Origin of the sequence: Micromonospora echinaurantiaca (genome assembly GCF_900090235.1) — a bacterium.
GTDB lineage: Bacteria > Actinomycetota > Actinomycetes > Mycobacteriales > Micromonosporaceae > Micromonospora > Micromonospora echinaurantiaca.
In genome coordinates this window covers 3,916,142-3,929,121 of sequence record NZ_LT607750.1, presented here as the reverse complement: position 1 = coordinate 3,929,121, position 12,980 = coordinate 3,916,142, and the positions used below count along the sequence as shown (strand labels likewise).

Below are 12,980 nucleotides of genomic sequence, written 5' to 3'. Positions count from 1 at the left end.
GTGCCGGCCACCCGGTCAGGTGATCGGCAGGCCCTTGTTGCCGGTGCCCTTCACCGACCGGGTGAGGGTGCGGTCGCTGACCCAGAGGAAGCACTGCACGCCGCGGTTGCCGTTCTGCCAGTCCCGCTCGAACGGGTGGTAGAAGATCGTCCCGGCCCGGTACTGCAGGTTGCCGTCGTCCGGCACCTTCGCGTACTTGGCGATCAGCGTGCGGCAGGCCCGGTGCGCCCGCTTGCTGGTGCGCCGGAACTCGGCGTAGCTGATGTCGGGGGCGTGCCAGACGCCGACGAACTCGGCGCGGTGCTTGCTGGTGCAGGACACCGGCCGCATCTCCGTGATCTGGTCCTTCTCCAGCTTGGGGGAGAAGCACCGGTAGGCCAGCGCGGAGTCACCGCGCAGCGCGCCGCGCAGGCTGCCCGTGCGGGCGTCGACGGAGGTGTCGTCGAGGCTCTGGATCTCGCTGACGTCGCAGCGGAACCAGCGTGCCCCGCCGGTCCAGGCCGGTGGCGACGGGAACACCACGGTGAGGCCGAGCCGGCCGGATCGCCAGTCGCCGCCGATCGCCTCGTTGACCGCCTTGCCGCACTCGGCGTGGGCCGTCCGCATGCCCACCGAGCCGGCCTTCGGCGGCGTGCTGCGCTCGGCGTCGGGGCCGGACAGGGTGCCCACGTGCAGCGTCTCCACCCGGTGCGACGCGCCGCAGTCCACCGGGTTGTAGCCGCTGAGGTAGCCGACCGCCTGGAAGGCGGCGTGGCAGGCGTCGGCGGCCGGGACGAACGCCTGCGGCGCGGCCGGGGCCGGCCAGTCGTCGGTGAGGTTTCCGTCCACTCCGGCCGGTGCGCCGCACCCGGTCAGCGCCAGGGCCGTCACCGCGCCCAGCGCGACCGCCGTCCACCACCGTCGCATCGCCGACCTCCCCCGATCGTGGTCCGCCACCGGCTCGCCGACCGGCCGGTGCGCCACGGTGCGGCAGCATACGCCACGCGCCCGGGTCGCGGGCGCTCCCTTCGGCCGACGGGCGCGAAGCAGCCGGCGGACTCGGCGGGCGGGGAGCTGCCGGCGGCCCACGGGCGCGGTGCAGCGGCGGCCTGATCGGCGGAGGCTGGTGGCCGGTGCGCTCAGATCGCCGGTAGGCCCTTCGGGCCGACGCCCCGCATGGACCGGGTCAGCTTCCGGTCGTCGCTCCACAGGAAGCAGCGCACGCCCCGGTCGCCCTCCTCCCACTCGCGCTGCGACGGCGGGTAGAAGATCGATCCCGCGCGGTACGGCAGGTCGCTGTTGTTGGGCACGTCGGCGAAGGCGGCGATCAGCGCCATGCAGCGCCGGTGCGCCTGCGGGGCGTTCCGGGTGAACTCCGCCCAGGACATGTCCCGCTCGACGTAGACCCCGACGAACTCGGCCCGGTGCGGCTCGGTGCACAGCACCGGCGCCATGTAGTTGAGGTTCTCGCCGATCAGCTTCGGGTCGAAGCAGCGGTGCACCAGCGGGGAGTCGCCGATCATCGCGCCGCGCAGGCTCCCGGTGCGGTTGACCGGCCGGGTGTTGTCGATGCTGTCGGTCTCGCTGAGATCGCAGCGGAACCAGCGGGCGCCGCCGCGCCAGGCGGGGACGGAGGGCAGCGCGATGTTCAGCGTCAGCCGGGCGGCGTGCCAGTCGCCGCCGAGCACCTCGCGGACCCGCTCGTCACACTCCTGGCGGGCGGTGCCCAGCGCCGGCGAGCCCGGCTCCGGCCGGTCACCCTCGGCGGCCGATCCGGTGAAGGTGCCGACGTGGATCGCCTCGGCCAGGTGGTTGCGCGAGCAGTCCACCGTCTCGTAGGTGCTCGCCTGCACGATCGCGGTGATCCGGGGCAGGCACGCGCCGCTGGCCGGGACGAACGTCTGCGGCGGCCGCAGCGCCGGCCAGTCGTCGGTGAGGTCGCCGTCCGACCCGCCCGGCCGAACGCAACCGGCCAGCAGCGCCACCGCCGTGCCGGCCAGCGTCAGTGCCAGCAGCCACCGTCGCATCGTCCGCCCTTTCCGGGAGCTGACGGCCGCCCGTGCGCCGGCGCCGTGCCGGGGGACGGGCGGCTCGCGTCACCGTCCCTGATGGAGTCTTGCCGCGTTTCCGTCGTTCGGCCAGTCGCGAATGGCTCTTCGTCCGGTTTCCCGGACCGGGGTGGCCAATTCTGCACCATTGGTCACCGCCGGGTCACGGGGTGTCCCGCATGGTGCCGCGCTGCGGGCGGCTGATGGCCGCGTTCGTACACTGGCCCCGTGACCGTACCGCCGCCGATCGTCGCGCCGAGCATCCTGGCCGCCGATTTCGCCCGCCTCGCCGAAGAGGTCCGCGCCGTGGAGAACGCCGCGGACTGGTTGCACGTCGACGTGATGGACAACCACTTCGTGCCGAACCTGACCATCGGCCTGCCCGTGGTGCAGAGCCTGCGGGCCGCCACCGAGCTGCCGTTCGACGTGCACCTGATGATCGAGGATCCGCGGCGGTGGGCCCCGGGCTACGCCGACGCCGGTGCGTACAACGTCACCTTCCACGCCGAGGCGTGCGACGACCCGGTGGCGCTGGCCAAGGACCTGCGCGCGGCCGGCGCCAAGGCCGGGCTGGCCATCGACCGGGACACCCCGATCGAGCCGTACCTGGACCTGCTGCCGAGCTTCGACACCCTGCTGATCATGACGATCAAGGCGGGCTTCGGCGGTCAGCGGTTCATCCCGCAGCTGCTGGACAAGGTCCGCGCCGCGCGCCGGCACGTGGCCGCCGGCCACCTGGAGCTGCGGATCGAGGTCGACGGCGGGATCGCCGCCGACACCATCGAGCAGGCCGCCGCCGCCGGTGCCGACGCCTTCGTCGCCGGCACCGCCGTCTACGGCGCGGCCGACCCCGCCGAGGCGGTACGCCAGCTGCGGGCCCTCGCGGAACGCGCCGCCCCCGAGGCCTGACGTGGACCCGGCGGAGGAGCGACCGGACGTCATCCTCGTCGTCGACGACGACGAGGACATCGCGCGCTTCGTCGAGTTCAACCTCCGCCTGCACGGCTTCGAGGTGCTGCATGCCAGCGACGGCCAGGAGGCGCTCGAGGTGATCGAGCGGCAGCGGCCCGACCTGGCGGTGGTGGACCTGATGATGCCCCGGGTCGACGGCCTGGAGCTGACCCGCCGGCTGCGCGCCGACCCGATGACCTCGGCCCTGCCGGTGATCATGCTGACCGCCAAGGGGATGACCTCGGACAAGGTCAACGGCCTCAGCGCCGGCGCCGACGACTACCTGGTCAAACCGTTCGACACCGCCGAGCTGGTCGCCCGGGTCAGCTCCACGCTGCGGCGCAACAAGGAGTTCCGCGAGGTCTCGCCGCTGACCGGGCTGCCCGGCAACAGCCGGATCCGCCGGGAGATCGCCGACCGGGTACGCAGCGGGGCCGACTACGCCGTCGGCTACATCGACATCGACCGGTTCAAGAGCGTCAACGACCGGTACGGCTTCGTCCGCGGCGACGACTTCATCTCGGCGCTGGCCCGCTGCCTGCACCGGGCAGTGGTCTCGGTCGGCCTGCCGCCTGCCTTCCTCGGCCACGTCGGCGGCGACGACTTCGTCATCGTCTGCACCCCCGAGCAGGTCCTGCCGCTGACCTCGAAGGTCTCCACCGACTTCGAGCGGGCCGCCGACGCGCTCTACGACCCGGACGACGCCGCCCGGGGCTACGTCGAGCTGAAGGACCGCCGGGGCAACATCCGGCGGGCCGCCCTGGTCACCCTCTCCATCGGCGTCTGCGTCTCGGACGCCGGCAAGCGCTTCACCAGCCCGTTGGAGGCGATCGCGGTCGCCTCGGAGATGAAGTCGGTGGCGAAGAGCCAACCGGGGTCGTACGTGGCGGTCGACCGGCGCCGTGGGGTGAGCGACCCCCACCGTCATGTGAAGTAGCTCGCCTCGGTGGCGACAGGCCCCGCCCAGCGTGTAAGACTGCGGAGGTACCCACCACGCGCTGGCGGGACTCGGTGTAATTCCGAACCGGCGGTGATCCACGGCTTTCCGTGGTAAGCCCGCGACCCGGACGGCTCTGCCGCCCGGTGGACCTGGTGAGAATCCGGGGCCGACGGTTGGGTGCGGGCACGCCCGCTCCCAGACAGTCCGGATGGGAGACAGCGCGCGGGACGGATGGGCCGTGCCCGGCCGCCGACTTCGGCGTGCCGTGCCCGCCCCCCGGGTCGGCTGCGCCGTACCCGGATCTCCGCCGCCGCCTGCCTGCGGCCACCCGGCCGATGCCTCCCGAACCGCCCGCGCGCGGACCGGCGAGTGAGAGGGCAGGGCAGGGGCGATGACGGGCGTCTCCGTCGACGAGGCGATGCGTCGCGCGATCGAACTCGCCGCGCGCGGGCTCGGCACGACCAGTCCCAACCCGGTGGTCGGCTGCGTGCTGCTCGACGCCGCCGGCGCGGTCGTCGGGGAGGGCTTCCACGCGTACGCCGGCGGGCCGCACGCCGAGATCGTCGCGCTCGCCCAGGCGGGGGAGCGGGCCCGCGGCGGCACCGCGGTGGTCACCCTGGAACCCTGCGACCACACCGGTCGCACCGGCCCCTGCAGCACCGCGCTGATCCAGGCCGGCGTGGCCCGGGTGGTGATCGCGGTGCCCGACCCGAACCCGGTCGCCTCCGGCGGCGCCGCCACCCTGCGCGCCGCCGGCATCCAGGTCGACCTGGGCGTACGGGCCGCCGAGGCGGAGGCCGGCAACGTGGCCTGGCTCACCTCGATGCGCCGCGGCTGGCCGTACGTGATCTGGAAGTACGCCGCGACCCTGGACGGCCGCTCCGCCGCGGCCGACGGCACCAGCATGTGGATCACCTCCGAGGCGGCCCGGATGGACGTGCACGCGCTGCGCGGCACCGTGGACGCGGTGCTGGTCGGGGTGGGCACCGTGCTCGCCGACGACCCCCGGCTCACCGCCCGCAACCTGCGCGACGGCACCCTGGCCATCCGGCAGCCGCTGCGGGTGGTGGTGGACAGCGCCGGGCGTACCCCGGCCGACGCCCGGGTCCGCGACGGCGCCGCCCGGACTTGGATCGCCACCGCCGACGAGGTCGGGGCCGGCCCGGACGGCCGGGTCGACCTGCCCGCGCTGCTCGCCGCGTTGCACAGCCGCGGGATCCGAGCGGTGCTGCTGGAGGGCGGCCCTCAACTGGCCGGGGCGTTCCTCGCCGCCGGCCTGGTCGACAAGATCGTCGGCTACGTCGCGCCCCGGCTGCTCGGCGCCGGCCCGGCCGCGCTGGTCGACGCCGGTGTGACGACCATCGCCGAGGCCATCGACCTGGAGCTCACCGACGTTACCCAGATCGGTCCCGATCTGCGGATCACCGCGCTGCCCCGAAAGAGGGAGGGCTGACATGTTCACCGGCATCGTCGAGGAGTTGGGCGAGGTCGTCCGGGTGACCGAGACGGCGGGCGACTCCGCGCTGGTCGCGGTCCGCGGCCCGCTGGTCACCTCCGACGCCCGGCACGGCGACTCCATCGCGGTCAACGGCGTCTGCCTGACCGTGGTCGACGTCTCCGACGGGATCTTCACCGCCGACGTGATGGGGGAGACGCTGCGCCGCTCCGCGCTCGGCGCGCTGCGCCCCGGCGACCCGGTCAACCTGGAGCGGGCCGCCGCACTCGGCAGCCGGCTCGGCGGGCACCTGGTGCAGGGCCACGTCGACGGCGTCGGCGAGGTGCTCTCCCGGGAACCGGCGCCGCAGTGGGAGACCGTCCGCTTCGCCCTGCCGCCCGCGCTCGCCCGGTACGTGGTGGAGAAGGGCTCGATCACCGTCGACGGGGTCTCGCTGACCGTCGCCGACGCCGGCCCGGACTGGTTCGCCGTCGGGCTCATCCCGACCACGCTGAAGCTGACCACGCTCGGCGCCCGGGGCGTCGGCGAACCGGTCAACCTCGAGGTGGACGTGTTGGCCAAGTACGTCGAGCGGCTGCTCGGCGACCGGCTGCCGGGTACCGGCCTGCCGAGCGGGCCCGGGACCGCCGGGACCGCACCGGTGGACGGGACCGCCGGCGCCGCGACGGCGGGCGGGGTGGCCTGATGGACGCGCTGCACTGGCTGCTGGACGCGCAGGTGAGCATCGCCGGGTCGCCGGTGCTGGTCCGGGAGATCGTCGGCAACGGCTTCGGACTCGCCTCGGCGCTGTTCGGGCTGCGCCGGCTGGTCTGGGCCTGGCCGGTCGGCATGATCGGCAACGCGCTGCTGTTCACCGTCTTCCTCGGCGGGGCGTTCGCCACCCCGCAGGCACACGACCTGTACGGGCAGGCCGGCCGGCAGGTCTTCTTCTTCGCGGTCAGCCTGTACGGCTGGTGGCGCTGGTCGCGAACCCGCCGGCTGGGCGCCGCGCCCGACCGCACAGCGGTCGCCCCGCGCTGGGCCACCGCCCGGGAACGGGCCGGCCTGCTGGCCGCCGCCGTGCTCGGCACCGCCGCCGCCTACCCGGTGCTCGCCGCGCTCGGCTCCTGGGGGCCGCTGCCGGACGCCTGGATCCTCACCGGCAGCCTGCTCGCCACCTACGGCATGGCCCGTGGCTGGGTGGACTTCTGGCTGATCTGGATCGCCGTCGACGCGGTCGGCGTGCCGCTGCTGCTGCGCGGCGGCTTCTACCCGTCGGCGGCCATGTATCTCGTCTACGGCGCGTTCTGCGCCTGGGGCCTGGTCAGCTGGTGGCGCACCTCGCGGGCGCTCCGGCCGGCCGCCGCCCCGATCCCGTCGAACTACTCGGAGGCCGTCGCATGACCACCACCTTCGCCAGCATCGAGCAGGCGGTGGCGGACATCGCCGCCGGGCGGCCCGTCGTCGTGGTCGACGACGCCGACCGGGAGAACGAGGGCGACCTGATCTTCGCCGCCGAACTGGCCACCACCGAGCTGGTCGCGTTCATGGTCCGGTACACCTCCGGCTACATCTGCGTGCCGCTGACCGAGAGCGAGTGCGACCGGCTGGACCTACCGCCGATGCACCACACCAACCAGGACCGGCGCGGCACCGCCTACACGGTGACCGTGGACGCCCGGGAGGGGGTGAGCACCGGCATCTCGGCGGCCGACCGGGCGCACACCATCCGGCTGCTCGCCGATGCCGGCACCGGCCCGACCGACCTGGCCCGACCGGGGCACGTGGTGCCGCTGCGCGCCCGCGAGGGCGGCGTGCTGCGCCGGCCCGGGCACACCGAGGCCGCGGTCGACCTGACCCGGCTGGCCGGCCTGCGCCCGGCCGGCGTGCTCTGCGAGCTGGTCAACGACGACGGCACCATGATGCGCGTGCCGGACCTGGAGAAGTTCTGCGCCGAGCACTCGCTGACCCTGATCACCATCGCCGACCTGATCGCCTACCGGCGACGCACCGAGAAGCAGGTGGAGCTGGTCGCCGAGGCCCGGATGCCCACCGAGCACGGGGTGTTCCGGGCGCTCGGCTACCGCAGCGAACACGACCCGGCCGAGCACGTCGCGATGGTCTACGGCGACCTCGGCGACGGGCAGGACGTGCTGGTGCGGGTGCACTCCGAGTGCCTCACCGGGGACGTGTTCGGCTCGCTGCGCTGTGACTGCGGTCCGCAGTTGAACGCCGCGCTGGCCCGGGTGGCCGCGGAGGGCCGGGGCGTGGTGCTCTACGTGCGCGGGCACGAGGGGCGGGGCATCGGCCTGCTGCACAAGCTGCAGGCGTACCAGCTGCAGGACCTGGGGCGGGACACCGTCGACGCCAACCTCGACCTCGGCCTGCCCGCCGACGCCCGGGACTACGGCACCGGCGCGCAGATCCTCTACGACCTGGGCGTGCGGTCGATGCGGCTACTCACCAACAACCCGGCCAAGCGCGCCGGGCTGGAGGGCTACGGGCTGACCATCACCGGGCGCGAGGGCCTGCCCATCCGGCCGCACCCGGAGAACGTGCGCTACCTGCGGACCAAGCGGGACCGGATGGGGCACCTGCTCGACGAGTTGGACGAGGTGACCGAGGCGCCGGCGAGCCGGCTGGCCTCGGGCGACGAGATCGGAGCGTAGCGATGGCGGGATTCGGCGAGCCCGGGGTGGGCGTGGTGGACGCGGCCGGGATGACCGTGGGCGTGGTCGCCGCGCGGTGGCACGGCGAGCTGACCGACCACATGCTCGACCGGGCGGTGGCCGCCGCCGAGGCGTGCGGGGCGCGGGCCGTGGTGGCCCGGGTGGCCGGCTCGGTGGAGCTGCCGGTGGTGGCCCAGGCCCTCGCCCGCCGGTGCGACGTGGTGGTCGCGCTCGGCGTGGTGGTACGCGGCGCCACCGCGCACTTCGACTACGTCTGCCGCTCGGTCACCGACGGGCTGACCCGGGTGGCGCTGGACGAGGGGAAGCCGGTCGCGCACGGGGTGCTCACCGTGGACACCATCGAGCAGGCCCGGGACCGGGCCGGGCTGCCCGGCTCGGCCGAGGACAAGGGCTGGGCGGCCACCGTCGCCGCGCTCGACGCGGCGCTGGCCATCCGCGGCCTGGTCGCCGGCACCGGGCACCGGGTCGGCTTCGGCGGCTGACCCGGCCCCGGACGGTCCCGTTCGGTGAGCGGAGGCTGACCCGGCGCACGTGCCCTGGTGGGGCGGCTGGAAGAATCGCGGCGTGAAGACGTTCGAGGAGTTGTTCGCCGAGCTGCAGGCCAAGGCCGCCGCCGGCACCCCGGGCTCGGGCACGGTCGCCGCGCTCGAGCGGGGGGTGCACTTCATCGGCAAGAAGGTCGTCGAGGAGGCGGCCGAGTCGTGGATGGCCGCCGAGCACGAGGGCCGGGAGCGGGCCGCCGAGGAGATCTCCCAGCTGCTCTACCAGACCCAGGTGCTGATGCTCGCCACCGGTCTCGACCTCAAGGACGTCTACCGACATCTGTGAGTGCGCCCCGTCGTTGATCCGAATCGACTGCTAGGAGCACTCCGTCATGCTGCGTGTCGCCGTACCCAACAAGGGCACCCTGGCCGAGCCGGCCGCCCAGATGCTGCGCGAGGCGGGCTACCGCCAGCGCACCGACCCGAAGGACCTGGTCTGCCGGGACGAGCCCAACGATCTCGAATTCTTCTACCTGCGCCCGAAGGACATCGCCACCTACGTCGGCTCCGGTGACCTCGACCTCGGCATCACCGGCCGGGACCTGCTGATCGACTCCGGGGCACCGGCCGAGGAGGTGGTCGACCTGGCCTTCGGCCGGGCCACCTTCCGGTTCGCCGCCCGCCCCGACGACATCGACTCGGTGCAGGAGTTGGGTGGGCATCGGATCGCCACCGCGTACCCCGGTCTGGTCGAGCGGCACCTCGGCGACCTGGGCGTCAAGGCGGACGTGATCCGCCTGGACGGTGCGGTGGAGAACGCCGTCCGGCTCGGCGTCGCCGACGTGGTGGCCGATGTGGTGGAGACCGGCGCCACGCTGCGCCAGGCCGGGCTGGTGGTCTTCGGTGAGCCGCTGCTGCGCTCCTCGGCGGTGCTGGTCCGCCGCGCCGGCGCCGCCGCCCACCCGCAGGCCGAGCAGCTGCTGCGCCGGCTGCACGGGGTGCTGGTCGCCCGCCGCTACGTGATGCTGGCGTACGACGTGCCGGCCGGGCTGCTCGACCGGGCCAGCTCGCTGACCCCGGGCATCGAGTCGCCGACCGTCTCCCCGCTGCACCGGGAGGGCTGGGTCGCGGTGCAGGCGATGGTGCTCCGCGACGACGTGCACCGGATCATGGACGAGCTGTACGAGCTCGGCGCCCGCGCCATCCTGGTCACCAACATCCACGCCTGCCGGCTGTGACCCGGCCGGCCCCGCCGCCCGGTAACCGTCCCGCCCACCCCGCCGGCGAGCCGACGGCCGCCACGCCGTCGGCGCCGGCCCCGTCCGGCGCGCCGGCCGACGGGTCGTCCGCGCCGGCCGGGTCCGGGCCGCCGGTGGCCGCCGGATCGTCAGGGCCGGTCTCGTCCGACCGGGCCGCGGGCGCGGCCGTTCCCCCGCAACGCGGTACGCCGCGGCCGGCACCCCCGGGGGCGGTGCGCCGACCGATGCCGCCGTGGCTGGCGCTCGCCCTGGTCACCCTGGCCGGGGTCGCCTCGGCGGCGCAGGGGGCGGCCAACGGGGAGTTGGGCACCCGGGTCGGGCACGCCACGCTGGCCGCGGTGGTCAACAACCTCGGCGGCACCCTGCTGGTCGTCCTCGGGCTGGCCGTCCTGCCGTCCATGCGGACCGGGCTGGCCGCGCTGCGGCGCCAGCGGCTGCCCTGGTGGTCCTACCTGGGTGGGCTCGGCGGGGCGGCGATCGTGGTGCTCGGCGCGTACCTGGTGCCGGCGCTCGGGGTCGCGGTGTTCACCATCGCGCAGGTCGCCGGGGGGAGCCTCGGCGGGCTGGCGGTGGACCGGGCCGGGCTGGCCCCGGTCGGCCGGCTCGCGCTCACCGGTCCCCGGATCGCCGGCGGGCTCATCGGCGTGGCGGCGGTGGCGCTGGCCCAGCTCGGCCAGCCGGTCGGCGAACTGGCCGTCGGCCTGGTCCTGCTCGCCGTCGCCGGCGGGGTGGCCGTGGCGCTGCAGACCGCGCTCAACGGCCGGATCTCCGCCGCCAGCTCGGCCGCCGCCGGCGTGGCGGTCAACTTCGCGGTCGCCACCCCGGCCGTGCTGCTGGTCGCCGCCCTCGCCGGCGCTCTCGCCGGGCCGGACTCCGGCTGGCCCACCGCCTGGTACCTCTACACCGGTGGGCTGCTCGGGGTGGCCATCGTCGCCGGGCTGGTGGTCGGGGTCCGGGCGGCGGGGGTGCTGCGTACCGGGTTGGCCCTGGTCGCCGGGCAGCTCGGCGGGGCGCTGCTGCTGGACGCCCTGCTGCCGGGCGGTCCCGGTGCCCGGCCGGCGGTGCTGGCCGGCGCGGCGCTGACCCTGCTCGCGGTCGTGGTGGCCGGCCGCGCACCCCGCCGGTCCGCCCGGCACCACGGCCGCCCCGTGGGCTGAGCGGCCAGGGCCGCCGCGCGGGCTGAGCGGCCAGGGCCGCCGCGTGGGCTGACCGGCCACGGTCGCCGCGTGGGCTGAGCGGCCACGGTCGCCGCGTGGGCTGACCGGCCAGGGTCGCCGCGTGGGCTGAGCGGCCATGGCCAGCGCGGCGGTGCCGCGACCTGGCCCCGGGCTGGGGCGGCGAGCCGCGCTCGCGGGGTGACCGGGGGTCGGCGATCCGCGCCGCGTGCGGCGGCGGAGCACCCGCCCGGGGCGGGTGGCAGACTGGTGGGGTGAGCGACACTGAGCTGATCCGTCTCCGGCCCCGCCGCATCCGGCTGGTCTGCTGGACGTCGGCGGCCCTGCTGCTGATCGTCTTCAGCCTGGTGGCCACCTCGCTGAGCGGCCCGACCGGCGACGGCTACGGCACGTTCCAGCGGGGCGACCAGGTCGCCATGATCGGTCTCGGCGTGTTCGGCGCGCTCGGCTTCCTGCTCTTCACCCGGCCCCGGGTGGAGGCCGACGCGCGCGGGGTGCGGGTGCGCAACGTCCTCGGCTCGTACGACCTGCCGTGGGAGGTCGTCCGGGGCGTCCGGTTCGACCGGGGCGCCCCCTGGGCCAGCCTGGAGCTGCACGACGACGACCTGGTCCCGATGGTGGCCCTGCAGGCCGCGGACAAGGAACTGGCCGTCGAGGGGGTGCGCGCCCTGCGCCGGCTGCACCAGGCGCACCAGGCCCGCCTCGCCGAGCGCACCGCCGGCTCCTGACCCGCCCGGCAGCCCGGACCTCGCCCCCGAGATCCGCGCTCGTTCGCTGAAAGAGCGCCTGTTCCGCCCCGGATGGCGACTCGTTCTCCGAACGAGCGGACCGCCTCCCGGGAGGGGTGGGGCGTCCGGTTTGGGGGCGGGTCGGCGCAGGGTGTAGTGTTGTCGAGTCGACCAGGCTGTCCGCGTGTGCGCGGGTGGCCATGAAAGTGGAGCGCCTGCTCCCACCCGAGTCGCCGCGACGGTGGCCGGGTCCGGTCACCGGTTCCGGGCACGTCCCGGTTCCGGATGCGCGATCATGTGATCGTGCCGACCGGTCGAGCAGGCCCTGGCATGCGCCGGGGCCTTCTGCTTTCCGGGTCGGTTCCCACCCGGGAGCCGCGGGGTCGGCAGCAGCAGATTCTCGACTCGAGGAGGCCCCATCAGCGTCGAACCACGCGTGAACGAGCAGATCCGGGCACGTGAGGTCCGACTGGTCGGCCCTGAGGGTGAGCAGGTGGGCATCGTCCCGCTGGAGCGCGCCCTTCAGCTGGCCGCGGACGTCGACCTGGACCTGGTCGAGGTTGCGCCGATGGCGCGCCCGCCGGTGTGCAAGCTCATGGACTTCGGCAAGTTCAAGTACGAGAGCGCACTGAAGGCGCGCGAAGCGCGGCGTAACCAGCAGCAGACCGTCATCAAGGAGATGAAGCTCCGGCCGAAGATCGACCCGCACGACTACGAGACCAAGAAGGGTCACGTGGTGCGGTTCCTCAAGGCCGGCGACAAGGTCAAGGTGACGATCATGTTCCGCGGTCGCGAGCAGAGCCGCCCGGAGCTGGGCTACCGGCTCCTGCGTCGGCTCGAGTCGGAGATCTCGGAGCTGGGGTACGTCGAGGCCGCGCCGAAGCAGGACGGCCGAAACATGATCATGGTGCTCGCACCGCACCGCGCCACCAAGGCCGCCGCGACGGCGGCCCGCGGTAGCGCGCTTCCGCGGGGCGAGCGGGAATCCGGCGCCCCCGAGGCGGCGCCGCCGGCCGAGGCCGGGCCCGCCGGGACCACCGGCGAGTAACAGGGGAGAAGACGTTCCACATGCCGAAGATGAAGAGCCACACGGGGATGGGCAAGCGGGTCCGGCTGACCGGCAAGGGCAAGGTCGTTGCCCAGCAGGCCGGCCTCCGGCACAACCTGGAGAAGAAGCCCTCCACCCGGACCCGCCGGCTGACCGGCACCGTCGAGCTGGCCAAGGCCGACGTGAAGCGCATCAAGAAGCTGCTCGGCCGCTGACGCGCGCCACCTGACGTAAGAAGGAGTTGA

General features: G+C 74.5%; 15 protein-coding genes and 1 riboswitch. Of the genes, 13 read left to right on the top strand and 2 right to left on the bottom strand.

Annotated elements, in window-relative coordinates; translation table 11 throughout:
- Nucleotides 1-15: 15 nt before the first annotated feature.
- Nucleotides 16-906: a septum formation family protein gene (locus GA0070609_RS17620; RefSeq protein WP_088994785.1), complete on the bottom strand. Its 891-nt coding sequence runs from the start codon at nucleotides 904-906 to the stop codon at nucleotides 16-18.
- 212 nt (nucleotides 907-1,118) lie between these two features.
- Entirely contained in the window at nucleotides 1,119-2,006 is an 888-nt protein-coding gene (locus tag GA0070609_RS17615; RefSeq protein ID WP_088994784.1) for a septum formation family protein, read from the bottom strand.
- Between the two features lie 249 nt (nucleotides 2,007-2,255).
- Here GA0070609_RS17615 and rpe point away from each other — a divergent pair, with 249 nt between their 5' ends.
- From rpe to rpmI, 13 genes are all read left to right on the top strand, one after another.
- The gene (gene rpe, locus GA0070609_RS17610) at nucleotides 2,256-2,936 is read left to right on the top strand and encodes a ribulose-phosphate 3-epimerase (protein WP_088994783.1); all 681 of its coding nucleotides are present in this window, start codon (nucleotides 2,256-2,258) and stop codon (nucleotides 2,934-2,936) included.
- Complete coding sequence (locus GA0070609_RS17605) at nucleotides 2,830-3,915, top strand: GGDEF domain-containing response regulator (RefSeq protein WP_172899358.1); 1,086 nt, start codon at nucleotides 2,830-2,832, stop codon at nucleotides 3,913-3,915. Before rpe ends, GA0070609_RS17605 begins: the two co-directional genes overlap by 107 nt.
- Nucleotides 3,916-3,971: 56 nt before the next feature.
- Nucleotides 3,972-4,142: riboswitch (FMN riboswitch) on the top strand.
- Nucleotides 4,143-4,309: 167 nt separating this feature from the next.
- The gene (ribD, locus tag GA0070609_RS17600; RefSeq protein ID WP_088994781.1) at nucleotides 4,310-5,371 is read left to right on the top strand and encodes a bifunctional diaminohydroxyphosphoribosylaminopyrimidine deaminase/5-amino-6-(5-phosphoribosylamino)uracil reductase RibD; all 1,062 of its coding nucleotides are present in this window, start codon (nucleotides 4,310-4,312) and stop codon (nucleotides 5,369-5,371) included.
- A 1-nt stretch (nucleotide 5,372) separates the two neighbouring features.
- Nucleotides 5,373-6,059: a riboflavin synthase gene (locus tag GA0070609_RS17595; RefSeq protein ID WP_088994780.1), complete on the top strand. Its 687-nt coding sequence runs from the start codon at nucleotides 5,373-5,375 to the stop codon at nucleotides 6,057-6,059.
- Complete coding sequence (gene pnuC / locus GA0070609_RS17590; RefSeq protein ID WP_088994779.1) at nucleotides 6,059-6,757, top strand: nicotinamide riboside transporter PnuC; 699 nt, start codon at nucleotides 6,059-6,061, stop codon at nucleotides 6,755-6,757. The genes GA0070609_RS17595 and pnuC overlap by 1 nt, the downstream gene beginning before the upstream one ends.
- Nucleotides 6,754-8,022, top strand: a complete 1,269-nt coding sequence (locus GA0070609_RS17585; RefSeq protein ID WP_088994778.1) for a bifunctional 3,4-dihydroxy-2-butanone-4-phosphate synthase/GTP cyclohydrolase II — start codon at nucleotides 6,754-6,756, stop codon at nucleotides 8,020-8,022. The genes pnuC and GA0070609_RS17585 overlap by 4 nt, the downstream gene beginning before the upstream one ends.
- 2 nt (nucleotides 8,023-8,024) lie before the next feature.
- The gene (gene ribH, locus GA0070609_RS17580; protein ID WP_088994777.1) at nucleotides 8,025-8,525 is read left to right on the top strand and encodes a 6,7-dimethyl-8-ribityllumazine synthase; all 501 of its coding nucleotides are present in this window, start codon (nucleotides 8,025-8,027) and stop codon (nucleotides 8,523-8,525) included.
- Between the two features lie 82 nt (nucleotides 8,526-8,607).
- A complete protein-coding gene (locus GA0070609_RS17575; protein WP_088994776.1) occupies nucleotides 8,608-8,871 on the top strand; it encodes a phosphoribosyl-ATP diphosphatase in 264 nt (87 codons plus the stop codon).
- A gap of 46 nt (nucleotides 8,872-8,917) precedes the next feature.
- Nucleotides 8,918-9,763, top strand: coding sequence for an ATP phosphoribosyltransferase (hisG, locus tag GA0070609_RS17570; protein WP_088994775.1), 846 nt, complete (start codon nucleotides 8,918-8,920; stop codon nucleotides 9,761-9,763).
- A 245-nt stretch (nucleotides 9,764-10,008) separates the two neighbouring features.
- Nucleotides 10,009-10,941 carry a DMT family transporter gene (locus GA0070609_RS17565; protein WP_088997803.1) on the top strand — a complete coding sequence of 311 codons (933 nt, stop codon included), beginning with the start codon at nucleotides 10,009-10,011 and terminating at the stop codon, nucleotides 10,939-10,941.
- A gap of 272 nt (nucleotides 10,942-11,213) precedes the next feature.
- The gene (locus GA0070609_RS17560) at nucleotides 11,214-11,687 is read left to right on the top strand and encodes a PH domain-containing protein (RefSeq protein WP_172899357.1); all 474 of its coding nucleotides are present in this window, start codon (nucleotides 11,214-11,216) and stop codon (nucleotides 11,685-11,687) included.
- 436 nt (nucleotides 11,688-12,123) lie between these two features.
- Nucleotides 12,124-12,735 carry a translation initiation factor IF-3 gene (infC, locus tag GA0070609_RS17555; protein WP_088994774.1) on the top strand — a complete coding sequence of 204 codons (612 nt, stop codon included), beginning with the start codon at nucleotides 12,124-12,126 and terminating at the stop codon, nucleotides 12,733-12,735.
- Between the two features lie 20 nt (nucleotides 12,736-12,755).
- Nucleotides 12,756-12,950: a 50S ribosomal protein L35 gene (gene rpmI / locus GA0070609_RS17550; RefSeq protein ID WP_088994773.1), complete on the top strand. Its 195-nt coding sequence runs from the start codon at nucleotides 12,756-12,758 to the stop codon at nucleotides 12,948-12,950.
- Nucleotides 12,951-12,980: the final 30 nt, after the last annotated feature.